Source organism: Pseudarthrobacter linnaei, from assembly GCF_055412825.1.
Genome location: NZ_JBVAYX010000012.1, coordinates 25,807 through 48,972, shown reverse-complemented (window position 1 = coordinate 48,972; position 23,166 = coordinate 25,807). Strand labels below are relative to the sequence as shown.

General features: G+C 60.9%; 13 protein-coding genes and 1 pseudogene. 6 read left to right on the top strand and 8 right to left on the bottom strand.

What is annotated here, in order from left to right; genetic code table 11:
- Nucleotides 1-10 precede the first annotated feature (10 nt).
- Nucleotides 11-2,833, bottom strand: a complete 2,823-nt coding sequence (locus ACZYZ3_RS12345) for a DUF1156 domain-containing protein (RefSeq protein ID WP_463964110.1) — start codon at nucleotides 2,831-2,833, stop codon at nucleotides 11-13.
- Nucleotides 2,834-3,013: 180 nt separating this feature from the next.
- Here ACZYZ3_RS12345 and ACZYZ3_RS12340 point away from each other — a divergent pair, with 180 nt between their 5' ends.
- Both ACZYZ3_RS12340 and ACZYZ3_RS12335 read left to right on the top strand, forming a co-directional pair.
- Nucleotides 3,014-4,165 carry a DNA cytosine methyltransferase gene (locus ACZYZ3_RS12340; RefSeq protein ID WP_463964109.1) on the top strand — a complete coding sequence of 384 codons (1,152 nt, stop codon included), beginning with the start codon at nucleotides 3,014-3,016 and terminating at the stop codon, nucleotides 4,163-4,165.
- Nucleotides 4,159-6,078, top strand: coding sequence for a hypothetical protein (locus ACZYZ3_RS12335; protein ID WP_463964108.1), 1,920 nt, complete (start codon nucleotides 4,159-4,161; stop codon nucleotides 6,076-6,078). Before ACZYZ3_RS12340 ends, ACZYZ3_RS12335 begins: the two co-directional genes overlap by 7 nt.
- Here ACZYZ3_RS12335 and ACZYZ3_RS12330 read toward each other — a convergent pair.
- Both ACZYZ3_RS12330 and ACZYZ3_RS12325 read right to left on the bottom strand, forming a co-directional pair.
- Complete coding sequence (locus tag ACZYZ3_RS12330) at nucleotides 6,075-8,444, bottom strand: HelD family protein (protein WP_463964107.1); 2,370 nt, start codon at nucleotides 8,442-8,444, stop codon at nucleotides 6,075-6,077. The genes ACZYZ3_RS12335 and ACZYZ3_RS12330 overlap by 4 nt on opposite strands.
- 84 nt (nucleotides 8,445-8,528) lie before the next feature.
- A pseudogene (locus ACZYZ3_RS12325) lies at nucleotides 8,529-9,859 on the bottom strand (ISL3 family transposase).
- A 315-nt stretch (nucleotides 9,860-10,174) separates the two neighbouring features.
- Between ACZYZ3_RS12325 and ACZYZ3_RS12320 the strand changes: the two are divergent.
- Entirely contained in the window at nucleotides 10,175-11,104 is a 930-nt protein-coding gene (locus tag ACZYZ3_RS12320; RefSeq protein WP_463964106.1) for an HNH endonuclease, read from the top strand.
- Between the two features lie 6 nt (nucleotides 11,105-11,110).
- Here ACZYZ3_RS12320 and ACZYZ3_RS12315 read toward each other — a convergent pair whose 3' ends face one another.
- A complete protein-coding gene (locus tag ACZYZ3_RS12315; protein ID WP_463964105.1) occupies nucleotides 11,111-11,425 on the bottom strand; it encodes a hypothetical protein in 315 nt (104 codons plus the stop codon).
- A 210-nt stretch (nucleotides 11,426-11,635) separates the two neighbouring features.
- Entirely contained in the window at nucleotides 11,636-12,205 is a 570-nt protein-coding gene (locus ACZYZ3_RS12310; protein ID WP_463964104.1) for a hypothetical protein, read from the bottom strand.
- Between the two features lie 254 nt (nucleotides 12,206-12,459).
- Here ACZYZ3_RS12310 and proA point away from each other — a divergent pair, with 254 nt between their 5' ends.
- Together proA and ACZYZ3_RS12300 are read left to right on the top strand one after the other, a co-directional pair.
- Entirely contained in the window at nucleotides 12,460-18,876 is a 6,417-nt protein-coding gene (gene proA, locus ACZYZ3_RS12305) for an anti-phage protein ProA (RefSeq protein WP_463964103.1), read from the top strand.
- Nucleotides 18,877-19,076: 200 nt separating this feature from the next.
- On the top strand, nucleotides 19,077-19,433 hold the full coding sequence (locus ACZYZ3_RS12300; protein ID WP_463964102.1) for a hypothetical protein: 357 nt from the start codon (nucleotides 19,077-19,079) through the stop codon (nucleotides 19,431-19,433).
- A gap of 173 nt (nucleotides 19,434-19,606) precedes the next feature.
- Here ACZYZ3_RS12300 and ACZYZ3_RS12295 read toward each other — a convergent pair whose 3' ends face one another.
- From ACZYZ3_RS12295 to ACZYZ3_RS12285, 3 genes are all read right to left on the bottom strand, one after another.
- The gene (locus tag ACZYZ3_RS12295) at nucleotides 19,607-20,131 is read right to left on the bottom strand and encodes a hypothetical protein (RefSeq protein WP_463964101.1); all 525 of its coding nucleotides are present in this window, start codon (nucleotides 20,129-20,131) and stop codon (nucleotides 19,607-19,609) included.
- A 284-nt stretch (nucleotides 20,132-20,415) separates the two neighbouring features.
- Entirely contained in the window at nucleotides 20,416-20,643 is a 228-nt protein-coding gene (locus ACZYZ3_RS12290; protein ID WP_463964100.1) for a hypothetical protein, read from the bottom strand.
- Between the two features lie 71 nt (nucleotides 20,644-20,714).
- Entirely contained in the window at nucleotides 20,715-22,025 is a 1,311-nt protein-coding gene (locus tag ACZYZ3_RS12285) for a hypothetical protein (protein ID WP_463964099.1), read from the bottom strand.
- Between the two features lie 409 nt (nucleotides 22,026-22,434).
- On the opposite strand from ACZYZ3_RS12285, the gene ACZYZ3_RS12280 reads away from it, so the two are divergent.
- Entirely contained in the window at nucleotides 22,435-23,040 is a 606-nt protein-coding gene (locus ACZYZ3_RS12280; protein ID WP_463964098.1) for a DUF4230 domain-containing protein, read from the top strand.
- The last annotated feature ends 126 nt before the right edge of the window (nucleotides 23,041-23,166 follow it).

Here is a 23,166-nt window from a genome sequence, read left to right as displayed (position 1 = left end):
ATGTGCCTTTCTAAAACGATTCTTCGAGGGATTCGAAGTCGAATCCGGTCTGAACGGTGGTTGACGCGCCGAACTCGGAGGCACGGAGAATATCCGGCCATGCGGTGGCTAGATTGTTGAATGTCTGGCCGATCTCAGACCAGTTCTTGCGCTCGGCGATTGAGTAAAGCAGATATGCAAGCTCCTTGACTGAGTCCAAGTCGATCCGGGATCCGGGTCCCTTTTTTAGATGGGCCACTAGCTGCCCCGCGTCCTCGATTCCTTTGGATTCAAGGACGTGAGCTGTGTGCAGCGCAGCTTCCCAGACACTGAGCCGCTGGTCTCGTCGTGGATCGTAACCATCCGGCAGCTTGGCGGGGGCAAAGAGCTCAACCTTTCCTCCGCGGCTGGTCACGATTCCGCCGCGTTCCAGGCCGTTGAGCGAAGTGTTGAGTGCGGTGGCGAGCGTCTCGGCCTCACCAAAGAGCCCCTCTTCGAATCCATGCTGGTGGAACCATTTGATAGCCCAGCGGGTGTCTGAGTCGAAGTCGCCCTCCAGTTCATTGAGCACCTCCGCCAAAACCTGGTTGATGAGCTGCAGTGCGGTTCGAACTCGCATAGCAGTACCGTCAGCTTCTGTGACCTTGGAATAGCGCGTGAACACGGCCATTCCCGGACCGATAGTCGATTGGGCAAGGTCGACCGGTGCAACTGTGGCCTCCTGAAGTTGCCGCAGCTTTTTCGGTAGCTCCGATCGGAGGACGGCCAGGAACCCTCCGCGATCCGTGGCCGACGCGGAATCGCCGCGAGGACGGCAGGCCAGGACGATTGACGATGCCAAGGCATTCGCCCCGTTGCTGATCATTCTCCCGGGTCTTTCGCTGCGCACTGGCCAGGTTGCCGTGATCATCCACCCGGCCCGAACGATCCCTTCGAGTATCGTCGACCAACCGGTCGAGGACTCGCCGTTTAGGCTCGTCTCAGATTGTCGGAAGGCATAATAAACGGTGATCGGGTAGTCACGGTTGGCACCGGCGCGCATTCTCTCAAACACGTGTTCGAAACCCGACTCAAAGAAGGCTTCGGCTCCCGCCTTTCCTTCGTGGCGGTATGGATTCGCCACCAGTTCCTCAGACTTTGGTACCAAAAGCGTTCGCTGCAGACGTGGATGTACGCTCTTCAATGAGCGTCTCTGCCACACGTAAAAGAAGTCCGACAGGTCTGAGTAGCCGATGTTGTCGTAGTAGGGGGGATCTGTGGAGATAACTGCGTGACTGTAGTCGCGCGTCGCCGCATCGGCTTGAACAGCTCGGCCGAGAGACTTTGACACGCCAAGGTTGCGGATTACTTTGACCATTCCCGCGACGGTGGTCATGAGCCCACCCGCACTCTTTAACGCCAGCGGATTCGTCTCCGCGAAGCTCCACACCATCGGAATTGCTTGACGTCCGAATAGGTGCACAGCTTGATCCGCAGTTGGGCTCCACATGCACAATGCATTGCAGACGTCCGCCACTTTACTGACGGCGAGGCCGAGGTAGGTCGCAACGGCATCGGCGTAGGCCGCAGCTCCAGTGCCTCCGGCTTCGAGACGATCTCCTTCTGGCAGGCCACCGGCGAGGGCATCGGCGAGTACCTTCTCCCGCGCTCCCATCACCAGGTCGCTGAATGTCGTTAGCGCTACGAGCTGACGGCTGGTGAAGAGATCAGAAAACTTCGTCAGCCCGTAGGATGGCGTCCATAGGTTACGCGGGTCAAAGCCAAGCTCCTGGTCTGGAACGTCGTCGGGCTTGGGCACGATCGCAGAGGCTTCGTGCCTTGAATCCGGAGCCAGATATACGCGTTGCCTGCTGCCTTCAGCGACAACAGCTATCAGGGACTGGCCGAGGGCCCCGGCGAGTCCCTGCTCCTTGATGTAGCTAGTCGGAATAGCCGCGGCACAGGAAACGCAGGTCCCACCGTTCCTGCCCGACATCGTTCCATCGGCTGAACCAGTCGGAGCCTTGGTCGGATCCGTACAGATCGAGTAAGTGATCCTGCCGCCTTCGACGGCCGGAATAACGAACGCTTCCTTGCCTTTTTTCTTCCCTAGCCACCACGAGCGAACCAGCGGGGTGGCTATGCCGCAGGCAGGGTTCGGGCAGGTCACCGTGCGGGCCCAGATCCAAGCTATGACGTTAGCGGTCTGTCCAGCACCAAGCTCGGCTTTGGGGTACAGATGGCCAACCTTCTCCTGCGCGGCGGCGTGCATCCATTCAGCGTAGGCGCGAACATCGGCGGCCAGGCCTTCCGCGCCGGTCCACGCCGTCGTCTGCCCGTCAGAAAGTCCGGGGAAGACAGGCGGCGCGTCGTCGAACTTCGGCGGTATCTCGATCAGGGCCTTGTTGATCAGCACGGCGACGGGGTTGAGGTCCGACGCGTGAACCTCAAGGCCTAGGCGCTGAGCCTCGAGTGGGATCGAACCACCGCCGGCAAAAGGATCCAGGATGGCTGGCGGTCCGTCCGGGCCAGCAGACTTCAGAATCTCGGCGTGAGCTGCCTTGAGGAGCGTCTTGTTGTTCGAGTTTTCCCAGACAACAAGATGCTCGATGATGCGGTGGAGGCGTGCGCGCTCGGTGGCCTGTGCCTCTTCGGTAGGAAACCGGTCCGGGTGTGAAGAGGGGTCATCGACCAGTTGGGCGAAGAGCACGGCGCGTGCCGCGGCAAGAGGACGTCGGGCCCACCAAAGATGCAGGGTGGACGGGTGTCCATGGCGTATGGACTTTTCGCGGGCTGACTCCCGGTTGATGACCTCGAGAGGCATCGAGACCTCGATGAGTTTGCGCTTCTCCGCGTGCATACGTGCTTGGTCCATTCGTGTTGTGCTGTCGGACCCGCGATATCCGGGTTCCACAGCCAAATGTATACTCCGAGGGCCAGTTGGGCGGCATCGGCACACGTGGTGCAACGAGGGTCGGATAACTACGGTTGGCTATGGCCGGCGCGCTAGCGTGCGTGGCCGGGATTGTCTGAGCCGCCGGCTAAGCTGTTGGTCATGCCACAACCTCTACGCCTCATCGACCTCTTCGCCGGTGCTGGCGGAATGACTCAGGGTTTCAAGTCCACCGGGCGGTACGAAACAGCCGTCGCCGTCGAGCTGGATCCGTATGCTGCGGCCACTTTCGTGCAGAACCATGCAGCGGCACGCGTCTACACCGGCGGAATCGAAGACTGGCTCGTTGAAGGAACAGTTCCGTCGGCCGACGTGATCATCGGAGGCCCCCCTTGCCAGGGTTTTTCGGCCCTTGGGAAGCAGAACGTGCTCGATGAGAGGAACTTCCTCTGGCGGAAGTACGCTGAGACCATCATTCGGGCACAACCGAAGTATTTCGTCGTGGAAAACGTGAGGCAGTTCCTGACGTCACCGCAGTTCGCCGAGTTTGAGTCGTGGGCCTCGCCAGGTGGACCCTTGCAAGATTACGAGCTTCAGCCACTCTTGCTTAATGCCGCGGATTTTGGGGCATACCAAGCCCGCACGCGAACCATCGTGATCGGGCGACGGAGGGGACTTCCGGAGGTCCCAGTGCCGGCCGTCGGACCGTTCAAGGGAAAGCACCGCAGTGTCGAGGACGCATTTGCGGGATTGCCAAGCCAGCGGGTCATACCGCGGATGACGTCCGTGAGGGCCTTCCCAGACACGAGGACTGAAGTCGGCGGTGTAACGATGCCCGGTCCGTTCACCACGCCCGAGCTGCACGTCACGCGCAACTACACGGAGCGGTCCTTGAAGCGCTTCGCGTCGATCCCCGCGGGCGGGAACCGCTTCAATATCCCCGATGAACTGTTGGCTGACTGCTGGCGGAAACACAAGAGCGGCTCTGGCGACGTAATGGGACGTCTTCACTGGACGAAACCTTCCGTGACGATTCGAACGGAATTCTTCAAACCTGAAAAGGGCCGATATCTCCACCCTGATCCCGATGTCCACCGGGCAATCACGCATTTCGAAGCAGCGCGGCTCCAGGGCTTTCCGGACACGTATAAGTGGATGGGGACAAAGACGGCAATTGCCCGCCAGATCGGCAACGCTGTGCCGGTGCAGCTGGCAGCGTACATAGGCCAACTCATCGCTGAGGCTTGGGACTCCTCCCTTGTGGATGCCGAAGCTGGCGCTGGGAATGGACGTAAAGCGGTAGCGGCATGCTGAGCTATAGAACGCTTTTCAGCATCAACCCGGGGTCAGATGCCGATGTGGTTCAAGGCGTGTTGGACAAGACCTTCGATTGGATGCGGGGGAAGGGCCTGAACGCCGATTCGGTGGCAGCAAACCAAGAAGTAGCGGTCGCCGATCATGCGCGAGTGAAGTGGATTGCCCCCGGTTCCGCAGACTTCGCGGGTACCCACCGCCTCATCCTTACGGAGCAGTCGCCCATGGGCGAATGGATCTCCACGATCACAGTTCGGCAGCCGGCAGACGGACGCCCATGGTTCTGGATGGATGTGGAGGGACCAGAGTGGGCTGGGGCGCCGAGACTCGTCCGATCGTTGATCGAGCACTACTCGTGTTCCGATCGTGGCGTTCGGCTGACAAAACAGCCTGTCGTAGTTCGTCCCCAGCAAGTTGGTGAGCTCATCCAGCTCCTCGGCCGAAACGGCCGGAGGACTCTGTCCTTCATTGCCGGAAGTAGCGCTGGCCTGCCGATGCGGGAATGGACGGAATTCGTCGGAGATATTCTCAAACAGACCACGGGGCAAGCGTCGGCGTACGTGTTGGACCCGGTTGCAACGGCGATGTTCAACCAGCGAGTTGGCATGGAGTTCGGTGTGAGGCCGGGCATGTTGAGGACTTACCTCCCGGATCTGGATATCAATGATCCGCAAGATTCGGCCCGACACCGGTTTCTGACATCCGAGTCGATCGCTTCGCAGAACGTGGGCCGTCTCCGCAAGACACTCAGCTACAAGGCCCGCGAAGTGGCCCAGACATCACTTTTGGACGACAGTATTAGGCTGCTGGATCGACGGATTGATGAACTGGAGCTTCGGCTGGCCCCGCGGGTCATGAAGGAGCCAACTGCTGGAGCAGCCCTTGGGGACCGTTCCCATGCGGTCATGCCGTCGTCGGAGCCGAATGTCATCCCCGAACTCGAGGGCACGGCTTCACCGTCCGAAGCGCCTGATGCCCTTGGTGCGGAGCATTCCCAGGCGGAAGATATCCTCGGGGGCCAGGCCGCTGATGCGTCGCTGGGGAAGCAGGCCGAGATCTACTTGGCGCTTCGTTCCCTCGTCGAAGAGTACGCAGGCGGTGAGACGTCGCTCGGCGCTGTGGAGGCTGTCCGAGGACTTCTGGAAGCCGGTGTTGCAGCCGAGGCACTAAGCACTCGTCTCTTAGCCAAGATTGACCAAAAGTCCGCTGCTCTCGACGCGGCAGCCGTTGAACAAGCAAAGCTGCGACACCTCATCGACGACCTTGAGCTAGACGCCTGGGACACGTGGGAGCAGCTCGAAGCCCAATACTCGCGGACCCGAAGTGCCCAGGATACTGAACTCAAGCTGCGCGGAATGCTGGCCAAGACCGGCGGCGACGTTGACTGGACCCAGCTGGACGAAGTCGCGCCGACTGAGCTTTCCGTCCCCCAAAACTTCAACAGCCTGGTGGAATCGTTCGCTGACCTAAAGTATGTTTTGTACACCGGGGACAAAGACGTGACTGCAAGTCTCGATGATCATGATGCAGTGGGCCGCTGGTGTGACATGACGTGGAGCATCCTCTTGGCGTTGAACGACTACGCCCGCTTCAAGACCGAGGGCGCGGAGATCCCGGGCGTACAGGCGTACTTGGAAAGCCCGCCTCCGGGTGGCCGCACCTACCACCCCGGGCGCCATGCTCGCGATGAGAGCGAATCGGTCAAGAACAATCCAAGCTTCTCAGTTCCTAGAACCCTTGTCGTGCCAACAAAGATTGACTCTGCAGGGGAGACCTTTATGGGAGCCCATTTCCGTATCGCCAAACACGGACTAGTGTCCCCAAGGCTCCACTACTTGGACGCGACCGCCATAGCCGGGAAGATCATCGTTGGATACATCGGGCCACATCTGCCGAACACTCAGACGAACTAAGAGTCGGAGCCAGATGCCTCCATTTTGTCCCACAGGATGTCTACGACCCGCTGCTGCACGTTGGGACCGACTTCCCGTAGTACCTCAAAGAACTCTTGGGCCATGCTCTGGGCCATGCGCTCAAGCATAGGTTTCAACTCGCCATTTGACGGCGTTATCGCTGCCGGTGCCTCATGGCTGCCGAGAGTGTCGTCGCGCCGTGGAATATCGTTCTCGGAGCTAGCTTCCTGATCGCTTTCGGCGCTGTGAATGTCTATCTCAAGCGGTTCAGATCCGACGGTTGATTCGCCATTCCCGCCGTCGCTACCATCGGAGTCAAGTTCGATGGCTTCGGTGCCGCCGGGGGGGACGAAGTCCGTAAGCATCTCCGGGACCCTGTCGACTCGGAGGATCACGTCAAGATGGTGGACAGTGCGCGTCAGGGCGACGTACAGGAGCTTGTCTCCCTGGGGGAGCTCGAGTATTGAAGCTGGCTCGACGACTACGACTGCGTCAAACTCGAGGCCCTTGGAATCCTCAGGGGAAACCAGGTTGATGCCCTGCGACAACCCACCATCGGCCGATTCACTATATTTGATTCCAGCTGCCCGGAATGCGGTGCGAACTGAAACCATCTGGGGTTCAGCGACAACCACACCTACAAACAAGCCACGTGAACTGTAGTCCTTCACTGACGACACCACCGCGTCCATCAACCCGTCGAGGCTCACAAAACGCCAACGAGGTTCTTCTTCAATCTGCCGCGGAAATGCCTCCGGAGCAGTCAGTCCAGGCGCTGCCGTGGCGAGGACTTTGGCTGCGATAGCCAGGACAGGTGCTGGCACGCGATACCCAATGGTCAGCTCAGCTTCAGTGAAGTTGCCTTCAGTTCCAAGCGTCGTCAGGACTTGGTTCCAGTCCTTGCGTGAATAGGCTGAAGTCGCCTGGGCGATGTCGCCCACCACAGTCATGGATCCGTTCTGACTGCGCCTGCGGACCGCTCGGAGCTGCAAATAGGAGAGGTCCTGCGCTTCGTCCACGACGATGTGCCCATAGCGGCTGAGCGTGCCACTAATTGCATCGGCCGCACAGTCTATAACCCCTAAGTCCGCCATCGTCCACGGTTCGTCCCCGATTTTTGGGGCCGCTGGCCGGTAAAGTAACTCGACTTCAGATTCTGTGGCGCCCGCCCGAACGAGCCTGTCCTTCGAACCGTACAACTCCCGGACAAACTGCTGCGGGGAGAGCGATGGGAATGCCCTCTCGGATTGCTCATCCAATGAAGCTCGATCTATTAGCGGTGCGGAGTCTTTTCTGCCAGCGTCGATCTTGCTCGCGACGAAAGCTTGCAGTGCAGCCCTGAACTGAGCGCGACGGCGGTTGTATAAGCCGGTTGTGATTCCAGCCAGGAGGAGTTCTATGTCCTCCTTCGTAACGGAAACAGACAATGCGGTGTCGGTCCTCCTCACGCGTAGACCGTCTGCTGGAACTCGCGCGCGTCCGCTCAGCCCGCTTTGGACGATGGACTCCATTTTTGCAGAGCCCTTCTTGCGTGCCACATCAGGGTTGTCGATGCCACGCGGCGCAAAGTCACCTGCCAGCAACTGCGCAAGCGACTGTTGGATCACGTCCACGTCGCCGAGAGTTGGCAGTACGCGCCTGATGTACTTAGTGAAAGTCGGGTTAGGCCCTACTACCAACACGTCCTTCGGTTGCAGTTCTCCTCGGTAGTTGTAAAGTATCCAGGACACGCGATGAAGTGCGACGGCCGTCTTTCCTGTCCCGGGACCACCCTGAATGACGAGAAGTTGGTCTTTCGGGGCCCGGATGATCCGGTTTTGAGCGGCTGTGATGGTCCGCACGATATCCCGCATGAACTCGTCGCGACCGCGCCCGAGGTCCTCGAGCAATGGGTCTTGCTCGCCGACAAAAGTCCCCGCCGAAATATCGTCAGACAGCTCTTGGAAGATCACATCATTGAACGAGTCGATTCGATTAAGGGTTGTGGTGAAGATTCTCTTGCGTGCAAGCCCGCGCGGTTCATCATGGGTCGCTTCATAGAAGATTTCCCCGATTTGCGACTGCCATGGAGCGACTAGCAGGTCATACTTTTCGTCCCGGATGGCCACACTGCCAAGGTAAATGGTCTCGCCATCCTCCAAGTCCATTCGAGCCGTGGCAACTGCTTCTGAGGGCTCAAGCGCTTTGCGGTTCAGCAACGACGCACGCTGACTTGAACGCTCGTGGACGTTTCCGCTGACAGTCGAGGAACCAACGTCGGCTAGGTTTTTGTCGTAGGCCTGCCTGGCCGTGTCGAAATAGTCCTGCTCCAGCGCCTTTTCGGCCTCAAAAGCGTCCTGATCGGTGTCCTGCAACTGTGCAGTCATTGTGCCCCCTGTGACTCGTGGATCACATTAAAGCAGAGAGGAACGACAGCTGCGGGTAGGTGGCATTAAAGCGGCCCTTCGCATTTAGGCATGGTTGGTTTGTTTCGCCCGGTAGGGGCGGTGTCCGCCGGCGGCGAGTAGGCATCTGAGCCGATAGTTGGTGAAGTTGCGGAAGCCGCGGGCAATTCGGCGGGTGGTTTCGATGACGCCGTTGATCGCTTCGGTGGGGCCGTTGGAGGCGCCGTTGGTGTCGAAGTAGGCCAGGATCGCCGACTTCCATTGTTTGAGGGTCCGGCCGAGTCGGGCGACTTCCGGGATGGGGCAGGTCGGGAACGACGCGATCACCTCGGCCACGAGTGACCGGCCGTGTTCCGGACGGGCATGGTAGATGTTGCGGAGCTTCTGGTAGCACTGCCAGGCGAGCGTGACTTCGTGGTCCGGGTCCCCGGCGGTGAGCTAGGCGTCGAGCCGTGAAGCCTGTTTCTCGGTGAGGTGTTCGGCGCCGATCTGCAGGGTCCGGCGGATTCCGTAGAGCGGATCTCCCTTGCGGCCTCGGTGTCCAAGAGTGTCCTGCTGGACGCGGCGGCGGACCTCATCGACCATGGCCGAACCCAGTTTCACGACGTGGAAGGCATCCAGAACGGTGATGGCTTCGGGCAGTTCGTCGCGGATCGCGTTGGCGTAGCCGCGGAACGGATCCAGCGCGGCGGTCCTGATCCCGGCGGTGAACCCGGTGCCGCGGTCCTTGAGCCAGTCCGCGTAGGCCTTTCCGGAACGTCCCGGGACGAGGTCCAGCAGCCGGGCGTGAACCGTCCCGTCCGCGTCGCGGGTGTGGTCCACGATCCCGGTGACCATGCCCGTGCCGGGCGGGCCGGTGTGGGCCCAGACGTGTTCGTCGACGCCGAGCGCGTCCACCCCCTTCAGCCGGCCGGTGTCGGCGATCCGCCGCGCGGCCTCTGCCCTGATTCCATGCCAGACGGTGTGCCAGGAGACGCCGAGCTGGTGGGCCAGGGCCGAGACCGAGGTGTCGAAATCCTGGAGTGCATCGGTTGCCCAGGACACTGCCCGGGCAGTGAGTTTCGCCCGGGGTCCAGCCAGCGCGTGTTCCTCGGTGAACGTCGTTCTCGGGCAGCCTTGATCCGGGCAGCGCCAGACACGTTTGGCCCACAGCAGCCGCACCGGCCGGCCGGCCGGCCGAAACAGGGGATGTCGTGGAGCCGGACCTGCCGGCGTCCGTGTCCGACCGCGACGACGCCGCAGTGAGGGCAACCGGTGACGTCCTCCCCGGTCTCGATGCCCAGAACCAGGCCGGCCGCGGTTGCCGTGACGGAGCTGACGTGGACGCCTTCGACACCGAGCAGCGCGTCCGCGCGCGTGCACCGGCGGCCATCGGAACAAGACATAGGGTTAGTCATGTCAGGGTTTCTTTTGGATATTGGTTGCTTGGTCGCTACCAATTCAAAGAGGCCCTGACCTCTTTCCCGCCGCACCACGCCGCACCGGCAATGGCCGACCCCGCGGCGCCAGCCTCAGACCGCCCTAACCACGCTCATCTGCGAAGGGCCATTAAAGCCTGTGTTCAGTACACTCCTAGCCGATTTGCCGTGCAGTACGTAAACGATCTGGACGCCAAGTAGGCACGCCACCACGTGTGCACGGAATTTTGCAGTGCCTCATGCTGTCGGGATGCGACGATTTACACCGGAGGATCCGAGCAATAGCCTGGACCGATGTTCACTAAAGCGGGCCGCATGCCGGACGACTTCGACAGCAGGGTCCGCACTGCCGCATTTGCCTGGCTAACGAGCCGAACTCTTCAACGCACAGGGAACCTAACCTACTCCGAAATCCAGAGTTTCGTGTTTGAGGGACACCCTATTCCGCTCAAGGACCGAGTGAAGGGGATCTGGAAACCAGCAAGTTTAAGTTCGGCACTCTCGATCACGACGACGTATCGTCCCCCTGGCGTTGTACGACCCTATGACGATCTGATTCACGAGGAGGACGGGTTACTTAGGTACAAGTGGAACGGAATCGAACGGGATGAGGCTACAAATCGCTCGCTGAGATCGGCGATGCAAGCAGGTGTTCCATTGATCTGGTTTTTCGGCGTCGGGAAAAGTGTCTTTATGCCGATCTTTCCGGTTTTCGTGGTGGCCGAAGAGGAGAAGAATAGGCAATTTATCCTGGATGCGGACCCCTCAGCCATCGGTAAGCATGAGGAAGGTGTCGCAGAGCAATTCCTCCGCCGCTACCTCCAAGTAGAAACGCGCCACAGGCTCTTTCAAGCTGTCTTTCGTGGAACAGTGATGCGCGCTTATAAAGGGCGGTGCGCAGTGTGCAGCCTTCAGCATGGCCAACTGCTGGACGCGGCACACATCATTCCGGACAGCGACAATGATGGTGTGGCGAGCGTCGTCAACGGCATGGCTCTCTGCAAGATTCATCATGCAGCGTTCGACGTCGGCATTTTGGGCATTCGGCCCGATCTCATCGTCCAGATACGGTCAGAATTGATGCATGAAGTAGACGGCCCGATGCTTCGACACGGACTCCAGGAGATGCACGGTAAGCGAGTCGCAGTACCGAGTGCGAGAGCTGAGAGGCCGAGAGCTGACCTCCTCGAACGAGCCTTCGAGCGGTTCCGGCAGGCTGGCTAAGGCGGGTCAGAGCTTGTCTATCCAAGTCTCTTCTTCTCGGTTATCCCAGGCCGACCCGGTGTTGGCTTTTTGCGGGAGGCTTTGCTCTTCGATTCGACGAAGGATAGGGCGCACGTCCTTCGCCAGGAGATCTCTGATGGAAGTCACTTTGCGAACGGTGCAGCTTTCGATGATTCCTCGGCGGTCATCCATGGAGTCGATGCCGGCGGCGGCGAAGGCGTCTCGGATCTGCTGCACTTGGACGTCCCGGATGGGCAAGTCGGAGAGTAGTTCGGGAATCGTAGCGGGTTGGGCAAAAATGTCGAAAGTGTCGTCGTTCAAGGGCTTCCTCGTCGATTTCGCAAGGATTCAATTGTGCCATAGGTCTGTCCAAGGCACCGGGTCACTTTGGACCCGGAGCCTTGCCTCACGGATCGATCTACCGACAGCTTCCGAGTAATTCAGTGCTCAGCTCCGGCCGACATGCGGTCAGTACCCTCTGACGAGGGCCGGGCTGTATGCGGCCGAATCCTAGTCGGAGCGCACGACACGTCAGAGGTCGCCAAGAAGGGACGCCTCTTTGGCTGCTTCCTCAACGCCATCGAAGGCCTTGCCTGCATACTCCACGACCACACTCACGTTCGATCGTTCTCCGAGAAGCCCGAGGGTGATCTTAGATTCGGACGTCTCCCAGAGCGCGAATTTGCTCAGATGACCTCGAGCGACGGCCATTCCCCACTCACGGTAGTCACTCTTGTACAAATCGTTGAGCCAGTAAGACTTATCCTCAATGACCGACCCGTATTTCTTGCTCACTGAGTCCCTGAGCTCGTCGTATACGGACAGATACTTGATTGGATTCTGGTAGTCGTCGAGAATGCGATACTTACCGCGCACCAGTTTGTCCCCCACGAAAATGAAGACTGCGCGACAACTAAAACTTCCAAGCTTGACTTCAAAATCCAGGTAGTCGTCGCGCTCTTGTCGAGGTGCTTGAGCTTCCGCGGCTTTGACTTCACACAGCGAGGCGCCCCACGGTGACTTTCTGAAACCTTCCTTGGCGAGGATCTGCGTTTGCTCTTCGGCTACCCAAGTGCCGTCCTCTGCGAGCCAGACAGCCATCCCAGAATCTGTTATTGCTCTCATTCTGCCCCCTGTAGATTGTTCGCTTTCGCGGGCTGCCCTCATAGATATCGAATTCCCCAGTTGATTGAGGTCTTCACTATTGCCTCCGTATCGTAGCGCGAGAATGTCAATCGCTAGCGCTGGGATACAAAAAATTGAAGCCATGGGGTTTGTATGTTGGGAGAGCCCCGTCAACCCACTACTCTGAGCAGAGCTGATGATGGCACAGATGCCGCAGATGGGGGAACATAATGGGGCTTTCCAACCGCGAGAACGTTGGCCGTGCGCTGGAGGCCCTGGCAACCAGCCTTGGCTCCTACATTGCTTCAGTTCTGGAGGGTGCTGCGCCTGGCATTTCCTGGCCCAAGCTCCTGGAGCACAAGGACGCCAGCGCCGGCAGGCCGCCGATGACCTACTCGCCCACGGATCTGAGTGTGCAGCTCCGCGTCATGACCGAGTCTCTGGGATCGCTCGGGTACCCCTTCAACCTCACCCACGACGCCCGCAGCTACACTTCCGAGCTTCGCCAGACCCGTAACCTCTGGGCCCACAACGAGACCTTCAACGACGCGGACACCTTCCGCGCGCTGGATACGGCCGGCCGGCTCGCCAAGCATCTGGGGCTGGATGACGCGACGCAGGCAGTCAGTGCCCTGCTTGATGAATACAAGTCGCGCGAGACCTCGGAACGCGCCAGCGAAACTTCGGAGACCGGCGTCGGGAGCGAGGCAGGAGAGAAAGCAGATCCACAGCCGCTCGAGCACTCGACGAAGCAGCATCCCGTCAGCGTGGAGATTACCGCAGCCGAGTCGCTCAGTTATGCCATGGTGCACAACGGCTTCAAGTTCGTGCGTCAGGTCAAGATCACGAACCCGGGCACGGAGATCCGCGGCGCTGTGGTCCGCGTGGAGGTCTTTGCCAGCACCGGCAGGATCTCAGAGGACTTCCAGCAGTATGTCGACCTGGCGGCTGGGCAGGCGATCGTCTTAGACGACATCGACGTGCAAATCTCCGCCACCACGATGTATGAGCTGTCCGACAAGCAGCCGGGCCGGGTAGTCGTCACCGTCGAGTCCGGTGCGGCCAGCTCAGCGGCGACGGAACTCGGCAAGGCCGAAGCGCGTCTTCGACTCCTCCCGGCGCAGCTATGGATCGCTGGCAGAGGTCTCGTCTCCTACGAATTCCTCGCCGCCTTCGTTCAGCCGCATCACCCGGCAATCGCCAAGCTGGTCTCCGAAGGGGCCGACCTACTGGCAAGCACCACTGGAAGCAGCAGTCTGGACGGTTACACGGACGGTGCCGAGCGGGTAGACCAAATCGTCTTTGCGCTCGCCCAAGCAGCCAGCAAGCGCGACATTCGGTACAGTATGCCGCCCGCCAGCTGGGGCCTCCAGGGCCAACAGGTCCGGACTCCCGCCCAGGTGCTGGAAGACCGCCTAGGCACGTGTCTCGATACGACGATCGTACTGGCGGCCGCGCTGGAGTTCTGCGGAATTGCACCACTCCTGTGGCTAGTGGACGGGCACGCCTTCCTCGGGTACTGGAGGGAGGAAATGGCGCTTCCCACCGCGGCTTCCGACGACGTCGCCGAACTCGTCAGCCTTGTCCAGCGTGGTTACATCGGCCTTATTGAAACCACTCTGCTGACCGGCAGCCAGACGATCACGCTTCCCATGCTCAGGAGTAGCCCGGAATCGAAGTACATCGAGACGGGTCACGATGAGATCCTGGCGGTCACTGACATCCGCCGCGCCCGCCTTGATGGCATCTACCCTCTGCCCGCACGGACGACGGCTGGTTCCGGAGAGCTGGTCGTCAACAACTACGTTCCGCAGGCCAAAATTGCCCCCGTGCTACCTGAGAAAAACGGTAGGATTTCCCGGCGCGATGGGACCGCGTCAGATGTTCCGCCGCGCGTCACCCAGTGGAAGAACGCGCTGCTGGACCTCAGCCTCAGAAACAGGCTGATCAACTTCACGGACACGGCACGATTCCCCCTCGCGGTTCCCAGTACCTGGATTGGCCCGTTCGAAGATTTCGTCAGCAACGGCACCCCCATCGGCCTACTTCCGTCCAATCAGATCAGCGCCGTCCACCAGGAACGGGGCATCCGCTTCGGCCGGGACCTTCCGCAGGACGAACTGATCAGCATGCTCAGCACCAAGAAAACCGTCTTCGCGGAGGTGACCGAGGAGGCCTACAACTCCAAAATGCGAGGCCTGGCGTACAAAGCAAAGACCCAGACAGAAGAAACGGGCGCCAACAACCTTTATCTGGCCGTCGGCAGCCTACTCTGGGAACTTGATGGCCGCACCCTGCGCTCGCCGCTAGTGCTCATCCCCGTCAACCTCACCTCGGCCGGAAAGAACGGGCAGTACCGGGTCACACTGGACGAGGCCGGGCAGTCAACGCCCAACTACTGCCTCCTGGAAAAGCTTGCCCAGACCCACGGGCTCCGGATTCCCGGTCTGGCCGAACCTGCCGAAGACGGCTCCGGCATCGACCTGGACGCCGCTTTCAACGCAGTCAGGGAAGCTGTCTCTGCGAAGGGGCTGGCGTTCAGGGTCGAGAACACGGTGGACCTGTCCATGCTGCAATTCGCTAAGTTCCGTCTTTGGAAAGACCTAGACGAAAGCTGGGAGCAGTTCGCCAAGAACCGCCTCGTGGACCACCTCATCAGCAGCCCGACGGAGCTCTTCAACGACGCGGTGGAGGCTGCAGAAGGGACGGACCTCGATGCGCTCGCTGCGGAATGTCCCATCCCGGCCGACTCGTCGCAGCTGCAGGCTGTCGCATCGGCGGTAGCTGGCCAGACGTTCGTCCTCGAAGGACCTCCCGGCACCGGCAAGTCCCAGACCATCACCAACCTGCTTACCCGCGCGATCGTGGAAGGTAAGCGTGTCCTGTTCGTCGCTGAGAAGCGTGCCGCGCTGGACGTTGTCCAGAAACGCCTTGAAGAGGTGGGCATGGGCCCGTTCTCTCTCGACCTTCACGACAAGGGGAGTAAACCAGCCGCCGTCCGCGCCCAAATCAAGCAGGCGCTTGAGCTGCGTCTGGATTCCGACGCCCAGCAGCTGGACACCGCTTCGACGGACCTCGCCTCCGCGCGCCGCGGCCTCATCCGCTATGCCAGCCGTCTGCACGAGGAAAACGGCGCCCAGCTATCCCTCTACAGTGCGCGGACCAAAGCCTTGACGTTTGACCCGGACGACGTCGGACTCCCGCTGAGCGTGGATTTCACGGCCTCCGCGACCGAGACCGTCCTGGAACCCGTGCGCGCTGTGCTTCGGGAGTTGCCCGAATACACGGACCGGGCCCGCCCCGCCACAACCCACCCCTGGCGGTTCGTCAGCTCCGCCGCCAGCGCTGGCGTGGGAGACCAGCTGATCGGCGCCGGACAACGCGTCGACGCCGCGCTCGACGCCGTCCGTTCTGTTGAGGGGCTGCCCGACGTGGTGTCGTCCGCAGCCACTCCCTCCGAACTCCGCGTCCTGGCTGCGCTCCTCGAGGACCGCAGCGTCCCGGTGGAGACCCTCGACGTCGTGAGGTCAGGACAGTGGTCCGCTGGGGCGCAGCACTTGGAACAACTGGTTTCAGCCTTCGCAGCGGTGAACCACCCCGGACTCGAAAAAGTTGGGCCGGAGGCCATGAACCTCCCTCTCCAAGAAATCCTCGGGCGCGCAGAGCATGCGGCGGCCAGCGGATTCTTTGGACGTAAGAAGCGGATGCTGGCAGTGGTCGCGGAACTTGATGCCGTGGTGCACTCGGGAGCGAATGTCCGGCCAAAGGAGCTGGTGCAGCTGCTGCAGAACCTGGTTGCCGCGCAGCAGCAGATCCGCGGACTTCAGACCGAGGCCCAAGCTGTACCCGGCATGGCGGTCCCTCAGGGCTGGAACCCGTTGACTGAGGCCGGCCAGCAAGCGCTGGAGCACCGGCTCGGGTGGCTGCGCTGGGCCGCGCAGGCCGTCCAGCCCAATGCCGGCGACAACATTGTCCCCTTCCAAGCTGCGCTGCGCGCCTTCCTCGACGGCGGCCAGCCGGTCCATGAGAACGTGATCGCCTGGCTGTACGAGCTCGCATCAGCATGGGAAGACCTCACGGGCCTCCCGGCTGTCGACCAATCGGCACTCATCCGCTGGACGGGACGCAAGGGGTTCCTGGACGTCTGGTCCGGCACACGCGCCGCCCGAGCCCTCGACGCCGCAGGGTCCCGCACGCTGCAGCGGTGGCTGGAACTGCTGCGCCATGTGGAGCCGCTGCGTGCCGTGGGCTTACAAAAAGTTCGTACAGCGATCCTGGACGGCGAACTTGACGCGGATGACGCCGCCACAGCTTTCGAACGCGGACTGGCCGAAAGTTCCATGGCAGAACGCAGCCTGGCAACCGGCCTGCAGGATTTTGACGCCCAAGCCCACGAACGAACCATCGAGCGGTTCAGCACCCGGGCCACGCTGGTACGTGGGCTCCTCAAGCGCAACCTTGCCGCCGGCGTCGTGAGTTCACGGCGGGTATCGACGTCGTCGACGTCCGGCCGGATGGGGGAGCTGCAGCGACAGCTCACCAGGCAACGCGGCGGCCTCACCGTCCGCAAGCTGATGGAAAGCTACGCCGACCTCATCACCCAGATCATGCCCTGCACACTGGTGAGCCCGGACTCCGTCGCTCGCTTCTTCCCGGCACGAGCCGACCTCTTCGACATTGTGGTGTTCGATGAGGCGTCGCAGATCCGGGTGGCAGACGCCGTCGGTGCCATGGGCCGCGGGGCCTCGGTGGTGGTGGTGGGCGACAGCAAGCAGATGCCCCCGACGTCATTTGCCGAATCGTCCAGCGATTCCCTCGACGAGGTGGAGAGCGAAGTTACCGCCGTCGAGGACATGGAGTCCATCCTGTCCGAATGCGTTGAGGCGCGCGTGCCGCGGCAGTGGCTGTCTTGGCATTACCGCAGCCAGGACGAATCGCTCATCGCGTTCAGCAACCAGCAGTACTACGATTCCAAGCTGTCGTCCTTCCCCGGCCCCTCTCATGGAGCCCCTGACCCCGGTCCGCGCGGTCATGGCGTGAACTTTGTGCGCGTGGACGGCCAGTTCTACCGGTCGGGAACTTCCAAGGTGCTGCGGACCAATCCGATCGAGGCGAAGGCCGTGGTGGCTGAAGTGCGGCGGCGGTTCGACGGCGGCACTGAGTCGCCGTCCGTGGGTGTGGTGACGTTCAACCTGCAGCAGCGGGCCCTGATCGAAAGCCTCCTGCGAGACACCGAGGACCCTCGCATCATCAAAGCGCTGGACGAAGACCCCGAGGGTCTCTTCGTGAAGAACCTCGAAAACGTCCAGGGCGACGAGCGGGACGTCATCCTCTTCTCAACAGGCTTCAGCAAGAACGACAAGGGCTACCTGCCGCTGAACTTCGGCCCGCTGAACCGGGCCGGCGGCGAACGGCGGCTGAACGTGGCTGTGACTCGAGCGCGGCGGCAGGTGATCGTTTTCTCCAGTTTCAGCCCCTCCGAGCTGCGGGCCGAGGAAACCAGCTCCGTCGGGATCAAGCACCTGCGCTCCTACCTGGACCTTGCCGAGCACGGAACCGGCGCGCTGCCCTACGACGGCCGCCGAGCCATCGCAGTGGACCTTCACCGGGAGGAAATCGCCGACGCGCTCCGAGACCGCGGTTACGCCGTCGCCACCGACGTCGGATTGTCCGACTTCAAGGTCGACATCAGCCTGGCTTCGATGGATGCGCCGGACCGGCCGTCCATGGCCATCCTGCTGGACAGCCCGGCCTGGGCCGCCCGGCGGACTGCGGGGGACCGGGACGGCCTGCCGGGAGACGTCCTCACGCGCATGATGCGCTGGCCGTCCGTCCAGCGGGTCTGGCTGCCGGCTTGGATCAGCGACCGCGAAGCAGTGTTGGACAAGCTGGAGATGGCGTTCGCTGAGGCGGGTTCAGGATTGTCTGCTCCAGTTCCGGACAGCTCAATCGGTGACCTTCCGAGCGGGCTGCCACCTGTTGCCTTCTCGACGGCCGGCAGCTTATCCGGCCACGTTCCTACGGCTGCTCCTGTGCCGTTGCTGGCCTCAGCGGCTAGCGGTTCCAGGATCGCAACCGCCGTCGTCGAGCCGGAAAGTCCCGCGTATAAGCCGTGGACGGTCCGGCGGTTCGGCAGCACCGATGTTTTGGACAGCCTGCCGTCGCGTCGGGCGGCTGCTTCTGTCCGTGAGGCGATCCGCGCCATCGTGGAGGCCGAGGGGCCGATCCATCAGGAGCGGCTGGCCAAGCTTGCCTGCGCTGCTTTCAGCCTAAACAAGGTCAACGCCCAGCGTGCCAATTCAGTGCTGGACGTCCTGGATAGGTCAGTGCACCGCTCCGATGAGGACGGCTTCATCTGGGACGCGTCCATTGACCGGGAGGCGTGGTCTGAATTCCGGACCAACGGGCAAGAGGTCGACCGGAAGCCCGAACACATCAGCGTGGTGGAGCTTCGAAATGCCATGGTGGAGATCGTCCGGCTGTCCGGTGGAATCTCCGTCAGCGAGCTGCACCGAGAAGCGATTCGAGTCTTCGGCGGGAAGCGGCGAACTGCCGGAATCACCGCGCGGCTGAACGAAGGTCTCCAGTACGGAGTGGATACCGAGCGGCTCGAGCTGCGCGGCGATGTGGTGCACTTGGCTGCCTAGCCAGACGCGCCAGGGAGTAATGCCCGGCAGTGACTGCTCGCGTGTTGGTGGTTCTGCGCGTGGGCACTGGCCGTTCCTCGAGCCAGCCCGCAAGCCCCTGGCTGTGTAGACGAGGAAACGTGGCAAACGATGGGAATCGCCGGGTCCAGTACCGCGACGCGGCCAGGTGGCAAAACGATATCCGGAATGGAAAGCAACCTATGAAAATCACAATCTTCCAGCGCGGATACCTCAAGGATGAAAGCGGCCATTTCCGGAACTTCAGCAGCGAACCCGAATATGACAGGGCTATGTCCTCAGTCTTCACCTACTTCGCGCTAGTGACAGTTGAAGAGGCCCGGGAACTCTCCGGCATCCTGAGCCAGGACTACAACGGTGAGGGCGAGCAAATGGTCTTCGAGCCCGTCTCCTTCGCTATCGTCTGTAACGCGAACGGAGAGGATATTGGCGTCCCTTTGGTGCTCTGGATGCATGGTAGGGCCGTTATGAAGCTCAGCCAGAGCCGGAACGAAATCAGCTACGAATACACCTTCCCGAATTTCCGGGGGCGGACCTGAAGTTTCTGGTGGTCCCGGCTGCTAAGGGTTGGGCATCGCCGGTCATCATTTATATCGCAGGAGCTGCGATATTTGTTTAACCGGTCGAAAAGCCCTTTGTGAAGGGCCTGGCCCGGTGACCTGAGAAGTCGGACGCGCGGTGATGCAGTGGTCGGCGCCGCCGCGCTTGTCACTCAGAGTCCGTCCAGTGCGACCCTTTCGAAATCTAGGAGCTTGAGCTCCCCGCCTTCGTTGGCGTCCCAGATCTCTGTAGCATCCACGATGACCTCAAAAAGGTCAGAGTCATCGAGCGCTGGAATCTTGTCCTCGGGCCTTACCGGAATCCATTCCCCGCCCTCGCGATAGGAGAGTAGTCCCGCATCCAAATCATGCTTCACAAGCATCAGGACAGCCTTACCGTTTAATGCCAGATGGAACTCAACGATGTCTGATGCCTTGGATAATAGCTCTGCTTCCCACGCAGGCGGTTCGTCCCGAATCTCGGCGATTCTCCGCTCAATGGGGGCTGACCTGCCCCGAAGAACCTGCTCCTGCTCCCAAGTCGCATCCGCGTCCACGTGGTGCTGACTGTAGTCAGAACCTGGAGAATCATGGTCTGGGTTGTAAGGAACATGTGGCCGCATCTCCTCTACCCAATCTTCATGAATCTGGGCAAGCGTGGCATAGAGACGGGCTAGCTCTCGTCCTTTTTCGTTCATTGTTACGTCCTTGCGTGGCCGCTGATTGTGGCATGCAGCGCGTCGAGAACACAACGCGCTCTGGGGGAGACAGTGACATCGACCGTCTGGTTGACTGCTGGCTGGCCTTGAGGAGGCGAAGACGCTGGTCAGCCGCGACTGATTGGCCGGAAAGTCCCGGCCTCGCATGCTTTCCACCCAGTCCACCACGTCCTCCGCCGCGGCGGTGAGATCGTAGCGGAGCTCGTCCTGGCTTGGCAAGCCGTACCTTCCAAGCAAGTAGCCTGGTGGGTCTACAGTCCGGGCTATTTCTTCCGCGCCTTCTTAATGATTTCTGCTGCGTGACGGTAGGCCTGCTTGGCCTCGGGGCTTGTTGCTGCCCGGTACATCCCCTTGCCGTCCTCAAACAGTTTCATTGCCTTAGCCTGCATCTCGGGGTCCTTAGCGAGGGAGTAAAGCTTGGTGCCGGCGGCTTTTGCTTTATCCCCTCCGCTCTTATATAGGGCTGCGGCTTTGTCTGCTTTTCCAGCCATGGTTTGCTCCGTATCGTCGGTGGTTAGTCAGATGTCGCCGATCCAGCGGCGGTCGAGAGTGCGGACTCCCGTTATGCAGCGATTGCAGGGAACACTACGAGCGATCCGTCGCTGCTTCGTTCGATCTCAATGGCAACGTCAGCGTGCTGGATTCTCCCGTTGAGGCCATCGCCCAAGGCGCGAAGACGGTATGCGGCTTGGAGTAGGTGGTCGACCTCGCCCGGAGTGAATGCGGGGATCCGGAAGCCGCCGTCGCGCTTCAACTCCAGTGCTGACAGTCTAAGAAGGACTGAGCTGATGCCTGATTCCAGCTCGTCTATGCCACGTTCGTCGTCGTGCAATGTTCCGATGAAGCTCTTGAACGGATTGTTCGTGTCCTGTTGAGCGTGTTCAACAGCTTGAAGCACGAGTACTCGGCGTTTGAGGGCAATGGCCAATCGTGCAATCTCTAGATGTGCTCGGAACGCGCCGCCCTCCTCGTTTACACCGGGGAATGATTTCGTCAATGCACCGACTTCGACAGGGCCGTCGGGCAGGGTATCCAGCGCCGCTTGCCACTTTTTGAGCCGCCTACGAGTTGCTGCGATCGCCGTGCTGATCGCGTGCGATGAGGAATCCAGTCCTAGCGATAGGCCGATTCGGCCCTGGTCAAGGAGGATCGACGTCGCCTTGTCGATCGCTTCAGGACAAGCATCCAGCTCGTTGCGTTCGCTCTCGAGGTTGTCGTCGTGCAACTGCTCCAAGAGGTCGGTGATTCGCTCGATCGCTTTCTGGCGCTGGTGATCGGCGTAGGCGCTGGCGCTGACCGCGACGGCCATCAGCACGAGAGGAGCGGCCAAAGTCAATGCCCCGGCGCTCGCGACCGCCAAACCAGCGGTTGCGGCCGATCCGGTTGCGGCACCTGCGACAGCGGCCTTGCCAGCAACGGGCACAAACGTGGCGTTAGCCACGACGCCGGTGGAGTCGCGCAGCGCGCTGTAAACACCTCCAGCAACTGCCTTCGAAGCCATGGGATTCACGAGTCCTTTACCGACCTGCGCGGCGACCTTTGCCGGTACTACCATTCGGTAGAGCACGTCACCGGTAGCGGCGACGTTCAGCGTCGGAGGCGCTGACTTCGCTGTGTCAGTCACAAGGTGCGATAACTGCTTTGCAAGCGGACTGGCCGCATGCAGCACAATCCCGCCGTTCCGATCGCTCTTCTTCGAAATGGGATGCGCTTCCAGCGTGACTATGGGGGAATCCGCGAGCGTCGCTAGGACTGTCCTCAATTCAGCGAGTCGGGCCGGTGTCATGCCCTCATCGCCTAGTACGTCTGCCATGGTCCCGGCTTCCGTAGCGAGTGTCCATACCGGCACGAGTGCCTTGTTATCAGTGGTCACGTCTTGTCCCCTCCCCAAACCGCCTGCCACCATAGGCGGTGGTAGCGACACCAATAGTAACCTCTGGCCGCAGATCGTAGTCCTGGCCGAGACTATCAACGCTATTCGTTGTCCTTACCGTATCGACGTGGGGACATACGGGTCGATCCTTACCGAGAAGCCTTCTGAACGACTATTCGGCGCAAACCGAAACCCCTGGCCGCCAATTCATCCGCGTACTTGTGGCTTATTGGGGTATTTTGATGAGGCAGATATCAGCCAACACTGACGGTGCGGCGAGCCCGGCATGCCCAGGCCAGCCAAGTCGAGCACAGGCGCTACACTGATGCTGAATCCGCCCGCCGCACTCGCCGGACGGGCAAACTGATAGGAACGGAACCCAAGCCGTTTCAAGGCAAAAAGAGGTCCGATGTCGGCACCAAAACTGTTCAAGCGCGTCGCGGCCGTGGTGGTAGTGGCGCTGGCTGTCCTTGGCGTAGCGAACGTGTTTGGGTACAGTCCGTTCCCGGCAAGCCAGGGCGAGCGAACTCAGACTGTTCTTCTTAAGTCGATCAAGGATGTGAGCCAGCTCCACAGCGCGGTCGGAACCTTTGAACTGGTAATCGACACCGGAGACGACGATGAGGGGATGCCCGACATTATCGCCGGAAGGCGCACTCTGTTTGTCGCGGCTGGCACAGTCAATGCTTATGTCGATCTAGCAGGCTTGGCCGAAAAGGACCTGACACTGTCTCCGGACGGCAAATCGTTGGAGCTGCGGCTCCCCGAGCCGGAGCTCGACAAGCCAAACATCGACTATGACCGGTTCAAGGTGCACAAAGACGATCGTGGCGTGGTCGACCGGATCTCAGACGTGTTCGATGCGCCGCAACAGGCGGAGCTCTATAAGCTCGCCGAAACCAGGATGGCTGCCGCTTCGGAGAAGTCGGAGCTCCGGGAGCGGGCTGCCGAGAATACCAAGGCTACGCTGACTGGCCTGTTCCGTTCGCAAGGAATCCAGGTCACATTCCTTTAAGAGGCGTCTATCTCGGCTGAGTTGATCAAGCCGGTTTTGATCCAGATCTCGGAAAGCCTCAGGCTGAGCGAGGACAGTGGCAGGTGTCGGGAAACCTAGAGCGAAAAGCCGACCAAGCTGACTGAA